The organism is Archangium violaceum (genome assembly GCF_016887565.1).
In the GTDB taxonomy this organism is placed as follows: domain Bacteria; phylum Myxococcota; class Myxococcia; order Myxococcales; family Myxococcaceae; genus Archangium; species Archangium violaceum_B.
In genome coordinates this window covers 8497805-8513466 of sequence record NZ_CP069396.1, presented here as the reverse complement: position 1 = coordinate 8513466, position 15662 = coordinate 8497805, and the positions used below count along the sequence as shown (strand labels likewise).

Sequence of the window (15662 nt, the reverse complement as noted above, 5' to 3'; positions counted from 1 at the left end):
CCCGGGGCTCACTCGTGCTCGGAGGCCCGCGCCGCGGCCCCGAGCCGGGCCACGAACTGGGGATCCTGCAGGAGCTGGAGGACGAGGTTGCTGCGCAGCACCGCCTGCGTGTCGCCTCGCTCCATGGCCTCGCGCAGGCGCTTGTCCGACAGGGCCCGCTGGAAGCGCGGGTCCTGCTTCAGCGACTTGAAGGCCGGGTCGTCCGACATGCGCCGGGCCTTCTCCGGGTTCGTCGCCGCCTGGCTCACCGCGACCAGGTCCTTCACCGCGGCGAACTGGGTCATCTCGAAGAGGTTGTAGCGCCGCGCCAGCCCGAAGCTCAGCGAGTCCTTGGGGGACACGCCCAGGCGCTTGCCCGCCACCACCACGTTCTGCTCGACGAAGACGAGCGCGCTGAGCACGATGTAGGAGATGGCCGCCACCTTCGCTCCGCCGAGCACGAAGCCGATGGCGCCGTCCACGCCCCGGTTCTCCGGGTTCCTGGCGCCGAAGAGCCGCTGCAGCAGGGACGTGAGCGCGTAGCGGACCGCCACCAGCACCCCGATGAAGATGAGCAGCGAGCCGACCACCACGCCGAAGAGCAGCGGCACGCCGCCGAGCGCCTCCGCCAGCTTCGGCCCCACGAACGGGCCCAGCTTGCGTGAGACGAACCACGCCACCGCCAGCGCCACCATGTTGGCGATCTGCTTCGCGCCGCCCGTGAGGGCGCCCACCACGGCGAAGAAGAGCACCAGCCCCAGGATGATGAGATCGATGGTCATGGGCTCCCCCGCTCGCCGGGTGTCCGTCAGCGGATCTTGAAGGCGTCTCCCTGCTTGCGCGCCTCTTCTTGCAGAACCTTCTGCACCTCGGCCAGCTTCTCCTTGTAGCGGGTGTTGGCTGGCTCATAGGTGAGCGCCATCTTCAGGTTGCGCTCGGCCGAGGCCCAGCGGCCCGCGTCCGCGTCCGCCGCGCCCGTCTGGTAGAACTGGCGCCCCTTGGGGTGCACGCCAATCTGTTCCTCCACCTGACGCTTGGAGGCGGCGCGCGTCTCGGCCTCGGAGGACTCGGTGAAGCGCAGCTTCTGGGCGCGCTCGGGGCCCGAGATGTCCGCCGTGTACTGCCGGCGCTTCGCGTCGTCCCTGAGCACGTAGTAGGCCTCGGTGACGCGCTTGTAGAGCTCGTTGACCCGCTCCTTGAGCTCCTTGTTCTGCAGGTGGAAGTAGCGGTCCGGGTGGTACCCGCGGCTCTCCCGGTAGAAGGCCTTCTTGATGTCCGCGGGGGTGGCCGTCCGCTCCACCATGAGGACCTCGAAGTAGTCCATCTGGTCGAGCCGGGCGCAGCGCTCCGTGAGCGCGGCCATCTGGGCAGCGTCGAGCTCCACGCCCTTGGCGGTGGCCGGAGGGGGAGGGGGAGGCGGCGAGCCGGGGGCCGCGGGCGGGACGGCGGGTGTGGCCCCGGAGCGAGGCGTCGAAGCCACCGCGGGCGGGATGGCGGGAGCCACGGGCGCCACCGAGGGCACGAGCGGCGCGATGGCGGGAGCCACGGGCGCGATGGAGGGGATGGGCGGGGGCGGGGGCTGAAGCGCGGCGGCGGGCGGCGGCGGTGGAGCCACCCTGGGCCCGGAGGGAGGACGCACGGGCACGGTACCCGCGGGCGCCACGGCCGGCAGGGACGTGGTGGGCCGGACGAGCGGACGCGTCCCCGAGGCCGGAGGGGTGCTGGGAGGCACAGCGCCCGGGGCCAGCGTGGGCGGGCGGGGCGGCGTGGCCGCGGCCGGCGCGGGGGGCGGAGCGCCCGTCACGGGCGGGGCTGGCGGCACCACCGGGACGGAGCCGGACGGAGGACGGCGTACGGGCGAAACGCTCGGGAGTGAGCTGGCGGTGGGGCGCGTCCCCGAGGGCGTTCCGGGCGGACGTGGTGGCACTCCCGGAGTTGCCGCCTGGCGGACGCCGAAGGGCACGGTCTCGGCGGGCGGCGGGGGAGGCGGACGCACTCCCGGCGTGGGCGCGCCAGGCGTCGCGGGCGGAGGCGGAGGCGCGGCCGGGCGGACGCCGCTGGCGCTCGCCGGAGGCGTGCCGGGCGCCGCGGGCGGACGCGCCGGGGGCTGAGCGGCGGTGCCGGGCACCGAGGGCCGCACGGGGGGCACGGCCGGCGCGGTCCCGGTGACGGGCGGGCGAGCCTGGGGCACGGCGGGCGAGGGGGCCGCCGGAGTGGCCCGGGAGCTCGCTGGCGTGGCGGGCTGGGACGCTACGGGTGGAGCGGGAGGTTTACCGGCACCGTTCTGGGGAGGCTGGGACATCGTGCGGGCCTATCTCCGTCTCCCACTGGCGACGGCGGGCAGGTCGTTGTTGCCGTGCCCCGCGAGTTGCGTCTGCTTGTTGGCCTGGATGGAGCGCTGGATGTCCGCCTCCGACATGCCCGAGGACATGGTGAGGGTGGTGGACGTCTTCTGCCCCGTCTCCTGGTCCATCGCCGACACGTTCACCATGCCGTCGGTGTTGATCTCGAACGTCACGTCGATCTTCACCTCGCCCCGGTAGCCGATGCGGAAGCCGGAGAACTCGAACTCGCCCAGCATCTCGCACTCGTCGGCGCGGTTGGACTCGCCCTGGTACACGCGGATCTTCACCTTCTCCTGGCCGTCGCGGCTGGTGGTGAAGGTCTTCGAGCGGTCGATGGGCACCGGGGTGTTCTTGTCGATGATCTTCTCGGTGTAGCCGCCCACCGTGCCGATGCGCAGCGACAGCGGCGTCACGTCCACCAGGAAGGTCTCGGTGGCCGAGTCCTGCAGCGCGTTGGCCTGGAGCGCCGCGCCCATGGCGACCACCTGGTCCGGGTTGATGCCTTCCTTGGGCTCCTTCTGGAAGTAGTGGCGCACCGAGTTGCGGATGATGGGCAGGCGCGTGGGGCCACCCACCAGGATGACCGCGTCGATGTCCGCCGCCGTCATGCGCGCGGACTGCAGGGCCTCGTCGCACACCTTGAAGGTGCGCTGCACCAGGTCCATCACCATCCGGTTGAACTGGTCCTGCGTGAGCTTCGCCGTCAGATCCAACACCTGGCCGCTGGCGTCCTGGCAGATGCCCTGGCAGTTCACGTCCGCCACGCCGGTGCCGCCCACGTCGATCTTCGCCCGCTCGGCCGCGTCCTTGAGCATCTGCAGACAGAACTTGTTCTGCCTCAGGTCCAGCCGCGTGCGCTTGAGGAAGTCGTCGGCCAGCCACGTCATGATGCGGTCGTCGAAGTCGTCGCCGCCCAGGTACGTGTCACCGGCGGTGGAGAGCACCTCGAAGACGTCCTTGCCGATCTCCAGGATGGAGACGTCGAAGGTACCGCCGCCCAGGTCGTACACCACCACGCGCTGGTTGACGTCGCGGCCGAAGCCGTAGGCCAGCGCCGCCGCGGTGGGCTCGTTGAGGATGCGCAGCACCTCCAGCCCGGCGATGCGGCCCGCGTCCTTGGTGGCCTGACGCTGGTTGTCGTTGAAGTAGGCCGGCACGGTGATGACGGCCTTGTGCACCTCGCGGCCCAGGTACGTCTCCGCGATGGCCTTCATCTCCTTGAGGACGAGCGCCGAAATCTCCGGCAGCGAGTACGTCTGCCCTCGCACGGCGATGCGCACCGAGTTGTTGTCGCCCTCGACGATGCGGTACGGCATCACCGCCTGCGCCTTCTTCACCTCGTCGGAGAAGAAGTAGCGCCCGATGAGACGCTTGGCCGAGTACACCGTGGACTCGGCGTTGGTGATGATGTTGCGCTTGGCCGCGTTGCCCACCAGCACCGAGCCGTCCTCGAGGAAGGACACGCACGAGGCATGGGTCGTCTCACCCCATTCGTTGGGGATGACGAACGGCTGACCCTCGTGCACCACGGATACGCACGAGGTGGACGTGCCCAGGTCGATGCCGATCGCGATGTCGTCCGACATTCCGTCTCCGGTGAGCCAGGGGAGGGTCGTCCAATACTGGACCCTCCGGGAGGCGCCGGGATGTTAGGCACCTCGCACCGGGGCTGTCAAACGTTCCGTGTGTGTAAACCCCAGTCGTTTCAAGGGGTTGGAGTGACTTCCGGCGGGCCGGGAACTGGCTTGAGGGGGCGGGGGGCCGTCATTATCTATGGATTGAACAAGGGGGTTCATCCGCATGTCCGTTGCCCTGGCCGTCTTGACGTCCGACCCGAACTTGATGCGGTGCGAGCTGCATCGGCTGGAAGGGCAGGTGGCTCTCCAGGGGGAGGGACGCTCGAATGCCGTGGGCATTGGCGCCTATGCCCAGGACGACGTCCTGCTGAGGCGCTTCCCCGGGGACGCGAACCTGAGCCTGGACTCGCTCGCCCCTCGCGACGAGTCCGAGGCGCTGCTCTTCCACGCGCGGCGGCTGCCCGTGGGGCTGTCGCTGGAGGAGAACACGCAGCCGTTCCGCTCGCGCCGCTGGCTGTTCGCCCACCAGGGGAGCATCCAGGACTTCCCCAGCATCCGCGCGGGGCTGCTGGCCGGCGTGCCGGACTTCCTCCAGCGGCAGATCCGCGGAGAGACGGAAAGCGAGGTGGCCTTCGCGCTCTTCCTCGAGCGGCTGTGGGCCACGGGGCACGCGGATGACCCGAGGCTGGGGGCCGAGGTGGCGGGCCGGCTGCTGGCGGACACGGCCCAGGCGCTGTCGAAGGCCTCGGTGAAGGCGGGGGCCGCGCGCGTCTCCACGGTGAACCTGCTGGCCACCAACGGCTACGTCCTGGTGGCCACCCGGGTGGGCGCCCAGCCGCTGTACTACACGCGCCTGGAGGGCACGGATCGCTGCGAGGTGTGCGGGATTACGCCCAGCTCGCCCGAGACGCAGCCCGGAGTGGCGGCGCACCGGCGCAGGCGCTCGGTGGTGGTGGCCACGCACCTCACCCGCCCGACGGGCTGGGTGGAGCTGGCCGAGGGAACCACGCTGGTGGTGGGCTCGGACCTCCAGGTGCGGCACCTCACGCCGTAGCCGCTCACACCCCGAAGAAGGACACCTCGAGGAAGCGCACGAAGAGGTTGGAGGCGGCGTGGAAGAGGGCGGCGCCCACCACGCTGCCGGTGCGCTCGCGCATCCAGCCGAAGAGCAGGGCGGGGAAGAAGACGGACAGGCGCCACACCTGGAAGATGGCCAGGTGGCCGAGCGCGAAGAGCACCGCCGTGAGCCAGAAGGCCGGCCCCAGCCGGACGCCGAGGAAGCGCCGTCCCTGGGGCCATGCGTCGCGCAGGCGGGCCTGCATGTAGCCCCGGTAGAAGAACTCCTCCGGCAGGGCCACCACGAAGAGCTGATCCACCACCCACTCGCCGAAGCGGGGCGGGAGCCGTGGGGTGAAGTGCGCCGCGCCCCGGAAGGGAGCCAGCAGGCGCGCCAGCTCCAGGGGCAGGTTCGGCAGAATCACCTGCGTCCAGAGGACGAAGGCCCCGAAGAAGAGGGGGAACACCACCAGGCTCATGCCCAGGAAGAGGCGCACGTCCTGGCGCCAGGTGCGCGGGCTGAGCCCGTAGTCCCGGTAGTCCTCCCCGCGCCAGCGCATGGGGATGAGCGGCAGGTAGAGGAAGCCCACGGTGGCCACCAGCTTGGGGATGCCGGAGCCGCCGAAGAGGAGGAAGGCGACGATGATGCCCAGGAAGCCCAGGGCCCAGAGGCCCACTGCCTCCTGCACGGCGTTGGGGCGCCAGGGGGCGGCCGAGGAGGCGGTGCTCACGGTGCGGCCACCTTCGTGGCGAGCTGCTGTTTGACGACATCCAGGGGCAGCGCCCGGCAACCGCGTCCCCGACGTTGCACGGAGACGGCCACCAGCCGGCCCTGGGTGTCGAAGAGCGGGCTGCCCGGCGGGAGTGCCAGGTCCACGTCGAAGAAGGGGGCGGGAGCCTTGCGCGCCAGGGCCGATGACGGCCGCTCCTTCTGCTTGCCCCGCCCCGGGATGATGCCGATGAGCCACTGGCCGACGGGGCTCCCGGTGGCCACCCGCACGGGAGCGGCTGGGTACTCACCGGCAGGGGCGGCGACGACGGCCACCTTCAGGTACCCGTTGGCGAGCACCACCGTGGCCGGCAACGTCCGCCCGTCGTACTCCACCTGGGCGGCCTCCAGGCTCACATGGCGCACGGAGGTGAGCACCTGTCCCTCGGTGCCCACGATGACGCCGGGGCCGGCCTCGCGAGGCCCTCGCACCCGCACCACGGAGCGCTCGTACAGCCTCAGCGCCTTCTGCAGATCGGCGCGGGAGGGGCGATCCTCGGCGGAGGCACCGGTGGCGAGCAGGACGAGGACGAGGGCGAGCAGGGGACGCGGCAAGGCGCCGCGAGCCTAGCACCGGTACCGGCCCGCGTCAGGCGGCGCGAAGCTTCCGGAGGGTGGAGATGAACTGCTCGGCGGGGAGGGTGTTGAGGATGTCGCCCTTGCGAGCCCAGCCCCGGCGCGCGGTGGCCACGGCGAAGGCGAGGTTGCGCAGGTCCGAGGCCTTGTGCGCGTCGGCGCTCACCACCAGCTTCACGCCGCGCTGGAGCGCCTGGCGCACGTGCTCCGTCTTCAGGTCCAACCGCTCCGGCTTGCCGTTGACCTCCACCACCACGCCGCGCTCGGCGGCCTTGTCGAGCACCGCCTCCATTCGCACGGGGTAGGGGTCGCGATTCTGGAGGAGGCGGCCGGTGGGGTGCCCGAGGATGTGCAGGTGCGGGTTGTCGAAGGCCTTCAGCAGCCGCTGCGTCATCTGCTCCTCGTCCATGGAGTGACGCACGTGGATGGAGCCGATGACGACCTCGAGCCGCTCGAGGATGCCGTCCGAATAGTCGAGCGCGCCACTCTCCAGGATGTCCACCTCGATGCCCTTGAGGAGCCGGACGCCCTTGACGGTGTCGTTGACGCGGTCGATCTCGTCCCACTGGCGGCGCAGGTCGTCCTCCTTGAGACCCCCGGCGTAGATGGCCGCCTGACTGTGCTCGGTGACGGTGAGGAACTTCAGGCCGAGCGCCTGGGCCGCCCGCGCCATCTCCTCGAGCGAGTTCTTCCCATCGGACCAGGTGCTGTGCGCGTGCACGGCGCCCTGGACGTCCTCCAGCGTGACCAGGTCCTCGGGCAGCCGGCCCGCGAGCGCGGCTTCGATCTCCCCGGTGTCCTCGCGCAGCTCGGGGGGGATGTACTGCATGCCGAGCAGCCGGTAGAGGGTGGCCTCGTCGGGCACGGGCACCTTGGAGCCATCGTCGCGGTGGAGGCCCCACTCGGAGATCTTCAGCCCGCGCTCATGGGCGAGCCCGCGCAGCCGCACGTGGTGGGCCTTGGAGCCGGTGAAGTGGTGCAGGGCGGTGGCGAAGTCCTCGTCCGGGAGGACGCGCAGGTCCACCTGGAGGTCCTTCTCGTGCAGCCGCACCGAGCACTTGCTCTCGCCGCGGCCGATGATGTGAGCCACCTCGGGCGAGCGGGAGAAGGCATCGAACACCGCGCTCGCATCGGGCGCGGAGGCGATGAGGTCCACGTCCCCGACGGTCTCGGCCCGCCGGCGCAGGCTGCCTCCGACGCTCGCGCGGACGACGCCGGGGGTGGCCTTGATGGACTCGAGCAACTTCTCCGCCACGGGCAGCACCTCCCCGAGCAGCCGCCGGGGCGTCCGGGTCCGCCGGAACAGCTCGACGCCGGCGAGGATCTTCGCCTCGCTCTTCTCGCCGAAGCCCGGGAGCTGACGGACGCGGCCCTCGCGGCACGCCTTCTCCAGCGCGTCCACGCCGTCCACCCCCAACTGGCGGGCGAGGACCAGGGCCTTCTTCGGACCGAGGTCGGGCACCTGGACGAGCTCCAGGACGCCCGGGGGGAACTCGGCACGCAGCGCGTCGAGGTAGGCGAGCTTGCCGGTGGTGAGCAGCTCGGAGACCTTGTCGGCGATCGCCTGTCCGATTCCCGGCAGTTCCTTCAGGCGGCCCTCGCGGACGAGGGCGCCGAGATCTTCGGAGAGGCCGGCGATGCGGTCGGCGGCGGTGTCGTAGGCGCGACTGCGGAAGGGGTTCTCACCCTTCATCTGGAGGAGGAGGGAGATGTCCCGGAGGACCTGGACCACGGTGGCTTTGTCGGCGAGCGTCACGGGGGGAAATTAATGCCCATGGAACGAGGGTGCAGGCGAGCGGAAACGCGAGTTTCACGCGCAAGACCTCCCCGGGGGTAGCCGGGTCGGGATACAAGGACGCCCAGGTATTGGCTCCAGGGAACCACGAGAGACGCAACCGATGAAGATCAAGCTCGGACCGGCGGACTTCGCCGAAAAGGAGATGCGGGGCTACGAGGTGGGTAAGCGCAGCCTGTGCATTGCCAGGATCAACGGGCGCTACAAGGGGCTCGACGACTGGTGCAACCACGCGGGCTGCCTGCTGTCCGGTGGCCGTCTGGAAGGGAACATGGTGGTCTGTCCCTGCCACGAGGTCGGCTTCGACATGGACACGGGCAAGAACGAGACCTCGCCAGGCGTGTGCGACGACCAGCCCACGGTGGAGCTCGAGGTCGACGCGGACGGGGAGCTGGTGGTCGAGCTGCCCGAGAAGGACCTGTAGTCAGGAGGAGCGGGATGGCACACGAGGGACACGATCACGACGACCATGACCACGGGCACGGTCATGACCACGGACACCACCACCATCATGGGCACGGCCATGACCATGGTCATCCCCACCATGACCACGGGCACGAGCACGGCCACGAGCATCACCACGGTCACGAGCACGGGTCGGGGACGGTGGGGGAGCACAAGGCGCACGCGCCGGTGCACGTGAGTGCGTTCGTGGTGACGTGCTCGGACAGCCGGGACGCGTCGACGGACGAGAGCGGGCGGGTGCTGCGCGAGCTGCTGGAGGCCGAGGGGCACTCGGTGAGTGGCTACAAGGTCATCAAGGACGAGCCCGAGGCGATCCGCGCGACGCTGAAGGAGGCGCGGGAGGCGGGGGCGCGGGCGGTGATCTTCAACGGCGGGACGGGGATCAGCCGCCGGGACAGCACGGTGGAGACGCTGCAGGGGCTGTTCGAGAAGACGCTGCCGGGCTTCGGCGAGCTGTTCCGGATGCTGTCGTTCGAGGAGATCGGCAGCGCGGCGATGATGTCGCGAGCGACAGCGGGGACGTACGAGGGGATGATCCTCTTCGCGCTGCCGGGCTCGCCGAAGGCGGTGAAGCTGGGTTTACGCAAGCTCATCCTGCCGGAGCTGGGTCACGCGGTGCGAGAGCTTACGCGCTGAACCCAACCCAACCCCCCCTCTCCCTCCGGGAGAGGGACAGGGTGAGGGTATCGGGTGGACGCGGGTTGATTCACGCGGTGTGCGCGGGCCGGCGAGGCAGCTCCACGCGGAACGTGGAGCCTCGCCCCGGCTGGCTCTCCACCTGGATGCGGCCTCCCATGGCCTCCACCAGCTGGTTCGTGATGTAGAGCCCCAGGCCCAGCCCGCCGTAATGGCGCCCCGAGACGGCCCGTTCGAACTTGCCGAAGATGCGCGTCAGGTGCTCGGGCGCGATGCCAATTCCCTCGTCCCGCACCTCCAGGACGGCCCATTCGAGCCCCGCCTCGACCCGCACACGCACGGGCCGGCCCGCGCCGTACTTCAGCGCGTTGGACAGCAGGTTCGTCATCACCTGATCCAACCGCAGCCGATCCCACTGCCCGAACACCGGCGTCTCGGCGAGCACCTCCATCTCACAACCCACCTTCTCGCTCTGCTGCGCGAAGCGGGCCACCACCTCCCGAGCCACCTCGGCCAGGTCCACGGCCTGCCAGTTCAGCTGAAGCTTGCCCGCCACCAACCGCGACACGTCCAGCAGGTCGTCCACCAGCGAGGTCAGCTTGCGCAGTTGCTGCTCGGCGCCTTCCACGATGCGCACCACGCGCTCACGGGGTACGAAGTCGGTGGCATTCGTCTCCGCCTCGCGCCGCAACGCCTGCAACCGCAGGTTGAGCGGTGTCAGCGGCGTCTTCAGCTCGTGTGAGGCCACCGAGAGGAAATCGTCCCGGACCCGCACCGCCTCTCGCGCCTCCTCGTACAGCCGCGCGTTCTCCTCCGCCTGTCTCTCCACCTGCGTCCCCAGCTTCACCAGCGTGCGCTCGGCCGCCCTCATCCGCTTGAGCTGCCCCATCATCCACTCCACGCGCCGAGCCGCCGACTCCTCTCCCAACACCATCTCCGGTGTTTCGTAGTAGAGGTTGTCGAACACCTCGTCGCCGATGAGGACCCGCGGGTGGGTGCGCATCACGTCGCGGATGATCTCCGGCCGGAAGCGGCTCCGGTGGTACTGGCAGATGGTCAGCGAGTGGAAGGTCGTCGTGTAGTAGCGGTTGAGCTGCGACTCGTAGCGGATGAGGTTCTCGCAGCCCGGTTTCGAGTGCAGCGTCCACGTCATCTCCCCGGAGGTGCGCAGCCCCGTGAAGCCCTCCGCCAGCGCCTGCTCCTCCAGGTGATGGAGGAAATCGATCATCCGCTCCGGGACGAACTCCCCCCATTGGAGGAAGGCGTCGCGCTGGGTGAGGAAGATGAGGGCCTTGCGTGCCCGCTCGCCCTCCACGTCCACTCCGTGCGCCTCGAGCACCGCGGCCACCTCGTCCGCGATGTGCTCGTCCAGGGCGTAGATGCATCGCTGACCCTGCTCGAGCCCCATCCGCAAGTAGGGCACCAGCGCCGCCACCTCCTCCTCGACTCGTTCGTAGATGAGGCAGAGGTGAGCGCCCGGCCCCAACAGGGAGAGTTGTTGGGGGGTCGGACCCACCGCCACCCCTGCTTCCTCCAGGAGCGAGTGAGATGAAGAGGAAGCCAGCGGGGGGCTTTCGTGCATGAGGCCCTCGGAGTGGAGAAGGGGCCTGCCGGCCGTCCACTCCATCACATGCGCATGGCGTCCGCGGACGGCAATGAATGCTCGCTTCTCAGGCCGTCCGGTTGCGCAACGGTCGGAAGAAGGCCCGGATATCCTCGGCGCGTCCACCCTGCTTCCCAGGAGTCCTCGCATGCGCACCACCACTCCCCGTCTCCTGCTTCTGGCCTGCCTGCTGCCGCTGGCCGCCTGCACCGGCGCTCACTCCACGAGCTCGCGGGTCGAGCCCTCGTCTCCGCCGAGCGCGTCCACCGTCGTGGTGCTGGTCCGGCACGCGGAGAAGGCCACCGAGGGCGGGGATGATCCGGCCCTCACTCCGGCCGGACAGCAGCGCGCGGAGGCGCTGCTCCAGGTGGCCGGCAACGCGGGCGTGAGCGCCATCTACGCCACCCAGTATCGCCGGACGCGTGACACGGCCCAGCCGCTGGCGGACCAGGTAGGAGTGCCCGTGACCGTGCGGGAGATCAAGACGGGCGCACAGGCGCATGCCTCGGAGGTGGCCCGGGAGATCCTCTCCCAGCACCAGGGAAGGACCGTCCTGGTGGTGGAGCACAGCAACACGCTCCCCTCGTTGATCGAGGCGCTCGCCGGGCTTCGTATCCAGCCCATCCCCGATACCGAGTACGACCGCCTCATGGTGGTCGTGATTCCTCCGTCGGGTCCGGCCCGGCTCATCCAGTCGCGGTACGGTGTTCCCTCCGTCATCCCGTGAGGTCGGTCCAGGGGGAGCGTCTACCCCGGAGGTTCTGTCCTCCGGGCGCTCCTCGGGGATGAACTCCGTGGCGGAACCGGTTCCTCCAGGCTACGGAGTCTCCTGAACCATGCCCCGGCGAACGCGAGAACACACAGGGCTGAGCCCCAGAGAGGCCGAGCGCCTGCGCCCGTGCCTGGATGCCTTCCTGGCATCGACCGACAGCCGGGCGCGGATCGCCTTCGACCCGCTCGAGTTTCCCCACCGCTACCGCGACCCGCGGGATATCGAGGTGAGCGCACTGCTGGCGGCGGCGCTGGCGTACGGGCGCGCGGACCTCTTCCGGCCCAAGGTGGACGCACTGCTCCAGCGCATGGGCTCGTCCCCAGCGGCGTTCGTTCGTGCGTTGGACGTGCCTCGTGCGCGTGAATTGCTCCAGGGGTTCGTTTATCGCTTCAACGTGGGGACGGATGTCGCCGTGCTGCTGCTGGGCATGGGGCGCGCTCTGCGCGAGCACGGTAGTTTGGAGGCGCTCTTCGTCCGGGGTCTCGAGGCCCGTGGCTCCTGGCATGGGGCGCTGGATGCGTTCACCTCGGCCCTGCGGGAGGTGCCCATGGCGCCCCTGCGCGAGGCGCTCGGGCCCGAGCGCGGGTTGCATCACCTGTTGCCCTCGCCCCTCGGACCCGGCGCCGCCAAGCGGTTGAATCTCTTCCTCCGGTGGATGGTTCGCGGGCCGGATGGCGTGGACCTCGGGGTCTGGAAGACCGTTCGCCCCTCCGCGCTCCTCATCCCCCTGGATACGCACATCGGGCGCATCTCGAAGCACCTTGGACTGACGCGCCGAAACGACCTGAGCTGGCGCACCGCCGAGGAGGTGACCGCTTCCCTGCGCGCGCTCGATGCCGAGGACCCCGTCCGCTTCGACTTCGCCCTGTGTCACTACGGCATGAGCGGCGTGTGCCCCACCCAGCCCGTTCCGGAGAATTGCTCCCGGTGCAAGTTGCTTCCCGCTTGCTCCGTGGGACAGAAGACAGCTCGGGCACGGAGTGGGACGAAGGGGGCTCGGGGGAGAAGGTGATGACCCTCACCCCAGCCCTCTCCCAGAGGGAGAGGGGGCATACACGGGGTCAACCTGGGAGGCGAGGTACCCTCACCCCGACCCTCTCCCGGCGGGAGAGGGATGGGCTACCCCATGAGTGGTTGACGGGTGCGGCCCGAGCGGGGATACACGCGCCATGACGTTGGCCTCGGTCGTCGGACAGCCTCGCGCCATTGATGCGCTCCAGGCGGCGCTTCGCAGTGGCTCGGTGCACCATGCCTACCTCTTCGCCGGACCCGAGGGCGTCGGCAAGGAGCTCGCCGCCATCGGGCTCGCCCAGGCGCTCACCTGCCCGGAGAAGCCCAACGAAGGGTGTGGTTCCTGTGACGGGTGCTCCCGCATCGCCAAGGGCTCCCACCCCGATGTCACCTGGCTCATGCCGGATGCCGAGCGCGTGGAGCGCGGCCTCGCGGGGCGCTCGGACTTCAGTGGCACGCCCAGCCGGGAGATCCGCGTGGAGCAGATCCGCGGCCTGCTGGAGCGCATCTCCCTGCGCGGCCTTGAGTCCAAGCGCAAGGTCGCCATCGTGGTCGATGCGCACACGCTGAATCAGCAGGCCCAGAACGCGTTCCTCAAGACGCTCGAGGAGCCGCCCTCGGACACCACGCTCATCCTCCTGGCCTCGGCACCGGACAAGCTGCTGCCCACCATCCGCAGCCGGTGCAGCAAGGTGTACTTCGGCCCGCTCCCCGTGGCGCTCATCTCCGAGCGTCTCCAGAAGGAGCGCAAGTTGGACCCCCAGACGGCGGAGCTCGCGGCGGTGATGGCGGGCGGCAGTCTGGGGCGCGCGATGGCGTTGGATGTCGACGCACTCGCGGCGCGCAAGGAGGTCATCAGCGGTTTCGAGGCCCTGAAGCCCGGCGACATGGGCGCCCTGCTGCGCTGGGCCGAGACGTTCGGCGCCACGCGTGAGCTGGCCGAGCAGGCGCTCTCCATCCTGTCCCTGTGGACGCGGGACGTGGCGCTGGCGGGAGCGGGCGTGGAGCGTCTGGCCAACAGGGATCTGGAGACGCTGGCGCGCGAGGTGGCGGAGCGTACGCACGAGTCCACGCTGCACCGGCGGCACGCGCTGCTGGAGAAGACGAAGGCCATCATCGTGGAGCGCAATGGGGCGCCGAGGCTTCAGCTCGAGCGGATGCTCATCGAGCTGCTGGAGGGGCGATGAGCGCGGACATCGAGGACGTGCTGGACGAGGCGAAGGCCGGCAAGGTGCAGCCGCTCTACCTGCTATGGGGCGAGGAGTACCTGGTGCGCCGGGGCGCGGACGAGCTGGTGAAGGTGCTGTTGCCGGACGCCTCGGCGGGGTTGAACTTCGCGGTGCTGGACGCGGGCTCGCCGCGCGAGGTGGCGCAGGAGCTGGCCACGCTGCCCCTCTTCCCCGGGCGCAAGGTGGTGCTGGTGAGGGACCCGGAGTTCCTCGCGCCGAAGAAGGGGAGGGGGGACGCGCTGGGCAAGGCGCGCGAGGCGTGGAAGGCGGGCAAGCGCAAGGAGGGCGCGCGGCGGCTGCTGGCGCTGGCGGCGCGGGCCGGGTGGGGCGCGGACCAGATCGATCCGGGAGCGCGCGGGGCCCCGTCGGTGGAGCAGTGGAAGGAGGAGCTGAACGTCGACCTCGCCGAGGCGGACCTGGTCTTCCTCAAGGAGGTGGCCGCGTTCTGCCGCGAGGAGCGCATCACCGCGCCCGAGGGTGACACGAGCGCGCTGCTGGACCTGTTCCAGAAGGGTGTCCCACCGGGGCATGCGCTGGTGATGGCGGCCTCGGAGGTGGATTCGAAGAACCCGCTGGTGAAGCTCGCGGCGGACAAGGGGCGGGTGGTCGAGCGCAAGGTGGCGGCGCGCCACAAGGACCTGGAGATAGAGCCGCTGGCCGAGGAGTTCCTGCGGCCCTTCAAGAAGAAGCTGGGCAAGGGCGCGGCGGCGCAGCTCAAGGAGCGCATCGGCGGCAACGTGCGGCTGTTGCAGTCCGAGCTGGAGAAGCTGGCCACGTACGCGGAGGGCAACACCATCGAGTCCTCGGACGTGGCGCTGCTGGTGGCGCACACGCGCGAGGAGGAGTTCTTCGAGCTGTCCGAGGCGCTGCAGAACCGCGACTTCAAGGCGGCGCTGGCCTACACGATGGACGCGATGGGGCAGGGCGTGCACGGGTTGCAACTGCTGGGCGCGGTGGCCTCCATCACGCGCGGCATGCTGGAGAACCACGAGCGGCTGGAGAAGTACGCGGGAGGCTCGGTGCCGCGCTCGTTCCCGGACTTCAAGGCGCGCGTGTTCCCCCGGGTGGAGGAGGAGGCCAAGGCGGCGAAGGGCAAGGCCCCTCACCCCTACGCGGCCTTCCTCGCGATGCAGGGCGCGGCGCGCTACAAGCGGCGGGAGCTGCTCGACGCGCTGGTGGCGTGCGCCGAGGCGGACCTGTCGCTCAAGTCCTCCGCGAGCGGCAAGCTCGTCATCGAGCGGTTGCTCTGGACGGTCTGCGGGGCCGCTTGAGGGCCTCGGGTTTCCTCGCCGGGGCCCGCCGGGCCTCCGTGGGCTCGTAGAGGGGCATTCCGGGACTGCGGACGTACTCGAAGATGAGCGACGTCTCCAGGTGAGCCACCTCGGGCCGGGTGGTGAAGGCGTCCATGCCCAGGTCCCTCAGGTGGTCCGCGTCCCGCACCGCGACGTGCAGGAGGAAGTCGTTCGCTCCGGCCACGTGGTAGACGGCCAGCACCTGGGGCAGCGAGAGCGCGTGGCGGCGGAACTCCTCCACCAGCTCCCGTGAGTGTTGCCGGAGCCGCACGGCGATCATCGCCTGGAGGCCAATCCCCACCGCTCGCGCGTCCACCTCGGCGTGGAACGATTTGAGCACGCCGGTCTCCCGGAGCCGGGCCACCCGCGCCAGGCAGCTCGACTGCGCCAGCCCCACCTCGGCGGCCAGCTCCTTGTTCGAGAGCCGAGCATTCTTCTGCAAGGCCTCCAGGATGGCGAAGTCGATTCGGTCCAGCTCCGCTTCCGCCGGGGTCTTCCGCAGCCTATTCGATGTCCCTTCCATGCACGGAAGCGTATTCCTTTTTCCACCCTGTTCG

General features: G+C 70.1%; 15 protein-coding genes. 7 read left to right on the top strand and 8 right to left on the bottom strand.

Annotated elements, in window-relative coordinates:
- Positions 1 to 8: 8 nt before the first annotated feature.
- The 3 genes from JRI60_RS33800 to dnaK are packed head-to-tail and all read right to left on the bottom strand — an operon-like array spanning position 9 to position 3910.
- Positions 9 to 761 carry a CvpA family protein gene (locus tag JRI60_RS33800; RefSeq protein WP_204220047.1) on the bottom strand — a complete coding sequence of 251 codons (753 nt, stop codon included), beginning with the start codon at positions 759 to 761 and terminating at the stop codon, positions 9 to 11.
- A gap of 26 nt (positions 762 to 787) precedes the next feature.
- The gene (locus JRI60_RS53710; RefSeq protein WP_239469859.1) at positions 788 to 2281 is read right to left on the bottom strand and encodes a J domain-containing protein; all 1494 of its coding nucleotides are present in this window, start codon (positions 2279 to 2281) and stop codon (positions 788 to 790) included.
- A gap of 9 nt (positions 2282 to 2290) precedes the next feature.
- Positions 2291 to 3910 carry a molecular chaperone DnaK gene (gene dnaK, locus JRI60_RS33790; RefSeq protein ID WP_204220046.1) on the bottom strand — a complete coding sequence of 540 codons (1620 nt, stop codon included), beginning with the start codon at positions 3908 to 3910 and terminating at the stop codon, positions 2291 to 2293.
- A 214-nt stretch (positions 3911 to 4124) separates the two neighbouring features.
- Between dnaK and JRI60_RS33785 the strand changes: the two genes are divergently transcribed.
- Positions 4125 to 4955: a class II glutamine amidotransferase gene (locus tag JRI60_RS33785; RefSeq protein WP_204220045.1), complete on the top strand. Its 831-nt coding sequence runs from the start codon at positions 4125 to 4127 to the stop codon at positions 4953 to 4955.
- 4 nt (positions 4956 to 4959) lie between these two features.
- Here JRI60_RS33785 and mrtX read toward each other — a convergent pair whose 3' ends face one another.
- Genes mrtX through polX form a run of 3 tightly spaced genes read right to left on the bottom strand, consistent with a single transcriptional unit; the run spans position 4960 to position 8058 of the window.
- Complete coding sequence (gene mrtX / locus JRI60_RS33780; RefSeq protein ID WP_204220044.1) at positions 4960 to 5688, bottom strand: myxosortase MrtX; 729 nt, start codon at positions 5686 to 5688, stop codon at positions 4960 to 4962.
- Positions 5685 to 6281: an MXAN_2756 family trypsin-like serine endoprotease gene (locus JRI60_RS33775; RefSeq protein ID WP_204220043.1), complete on the bottom strand. Its 597-nt coding sequence runs from the start codon at positions 6279 to 6281 to the stop codon at positions 5685 to 5687. Before JRI60_RS33775 ends, mrtX begins: the two co-directional genes overlap by 4 nt.
- Positions 6282 to 6315: 34 nt before the next feature.
- Positions 6316 to 8058, bottom strand: a complete 1743-nt coding sequence (polX, locus tag JRI60_RS33770) for a DNA polymerase/3'-5' exonuclease PolX (RefSeq protein ID WP_204220042.1) — start codon at positions 8056 to 8058, stop codon at positions 6316 to 6318.
- A 142-nt stretch (positions 8059 to 8200) separates the two neighbouring features.
- Between polX and JRI60_RS33765 the strand changes: the two genes are divergently transcribed.
- Together JRI60_RS33765 and JRI60_RS33760 are read left to right on the top strand one after the other, a co-directional pair.
- Positions 8201 to 8521, top strand: a complete 321-nt coding sequence (locus JRI60_RS33765) for a Rieske (2Fe-2S) protein (RefSeq protein ID WP_204220041.1) — start codon at positions 8201 to 8203, stop codon at positions 8519 to 8521.
- Between the two features lie 209 nt (positions 8522 to 8730).
- Positions 8731 to 9198: a MogA/MoaB family molybdenum cofactor biosynthesis protein gene (locus JRI60_RS33760; protein WP_204229206.1), complete on the top strand. Its 468-nt coding sequence runs from the start codon at positions 8731 to 8733 to the stop codon at positions 9196 to 9198.
- A gap of 70 nt (positions 9199 to 9268) precedes the next feature.
- Here JRI60_RS33760 and JRI60_RS54695 read toward each other — a convergent pair whose 3' ends face one another.
- A complete protein-coding gene (locus JRI60_RS54695; protein WP_204220040.1) occupies positions 9269 to 10714 on the bottom strand; it encodes an MEDS domain-containing protein in 1446 nt (481 codons plus the stop codon).
- Positions 10715 to 10949: 235 nt separating this feature from the next.
- Here JRI60_RS54695 and JRI60_RS33750 point away from each other — a divergent pair, with 235 nt between their 5' ends.
- The 4 genes from JRI60_RS33750 to holA all read left to right on the top strand — a co-directional run bounded on the left by JRI60_RS33750 (position 10950) and on the right by holA (position 15084).
- Positions 10950 to 11528 carry a phosphoglycerate mutase family protein gene (locus tag JRI60_RS33750; RefSeq protein WP_204220039.1) on the top strand — a complete coding sequence of 193 codons (579 nt, stop codon included), beginning with the start codon at positions 10950 to 10952 and terminating at the stop codon, positions 11526 to 11528.
- A 109-nt stretch (positions 11529 to 11637) separates the two neighbouring features.
- Positions 11638 to 12585, top strand: coding sequence for a TIGR02757 family protein (locus JRI60_RS33745; RefSeq protein ID WP_204220038.1), 948 nt, complete (start codon positions 11638 to 11640; stop codon positions 12583 to 12585).
- A gap of 157 nt (positions 12586 to 12742) precedes the next feature.
- Entirely contained in the window at positions 12743 to 13771 is a 1029-nt protein-coding gene (gene holB / locus JRI60_RS33740) for a DNA polymerase III subunit delta' (RefSeq protein WP_204220037.1), read from the top strand.
- Positions 13768 to 15084 carry a DNA polymerase III subunit delta gene (gene holA, locus JRI60_RS33735; protein WP_204220036.1) on the top strand — a complete coding sequence of 439 codons (1317 nt, stop codon included), beginning with the start codon at positions 13768 to 13770 and terminating at the stop codon, positions 15082 to 15084. Before holB ends, holA begins: the two co-directional genes overlap by 4 nt.
- Here the strand turns inward: holA and JRI60_RS33730 are convergent.
- Positions 15044 to 15628 (bottom strand): Lrp/AsnC family transcriptional regulator, encoded by a 585-nt coding sequence (locus tag JRI60_RS33730; protein ID WP_204220035.1) that lies wholly within the window; start codon positions 15626 to 15628, stop codon positions 15044 to 15046. The two genes, holA and JRI60_RS33730, sit on opposite strands and share 41 nt — an antisense overlap.
- Positions 15629 to 15662 lie beyond the last annotated feature (34 nt).

Bases quoted from the DNA above. Each gene is read 5' to 3' on its own strand.
- JRI60_RS33800 (WP_204220047.1), bottom strand. From the start codon at position 761: ATGACCATCGATCTCATCATCCTGGGGCTGGTGCTCTTCTTCGCCGTG.
- JRI60_RS53710 (WP_239469859.1), bottom strand. From the start codon at position 2,281: ATGTCCCAGCCTCCCCAGAACGGTGCCGGTAAACCTCCCGCTCCACCC.
- dnaK (WP_204220046.1), bottom strand. From the start codon at position 3,910: ATGTCGGACGACATCGCGATCGGCATCGACCTGGGCACGTCCACCTCG.
- JRI60_RS33785 (WP_204220045.1), top strand. From the start codon at position 4,125: ATGTCCGTTGCCCTGGCCGTCTTGACGTCCGACCCGAACTTGATGCGG.
- JRI60_RS33765 (WP_204220041.1), top strand. From the start codon at position 8,201: ATGAAGATCAAGCTCGGACCGGCGGACTTCGCCGAAAAGGAGATGCGG.
- JRI60_RS33750 (WP_204220039.1), top strand. From the start codon at position 10,950: ATGCGCACCACCACTCCCCGTCTCCTGCTTCTGGCCTGCCTGCTGCCG.
- JRI60_RS33745 (WP_204220038.1), top strand. From the start codon at position 11,638: ATGCCCCGGCGAACGCGAGAACACACAGGGCTGAGCCCCAGAGAGGCC.
- holB (WP_204220037.1), top strand. From the start codon at position 12,743: ATGACGTTGGCCTCGGTCGTCGGACAGCCTCGCGCCATTGATGCGCTC.
- holA (WP_204220036.1), top strand. From the start codon at position 13,768: ATGAGCGCGGACATCGAGGACGTGCTGGACGAGGCGAAGGCCGGCAAG.
- JRI60_RS33730 (WP_204220035.1), bottom strand. From the start codon at position 15,628: ATGGAAGGGACATCGAATAGGCTGCGGAAGACCCCGGCGGAAGCGGAG.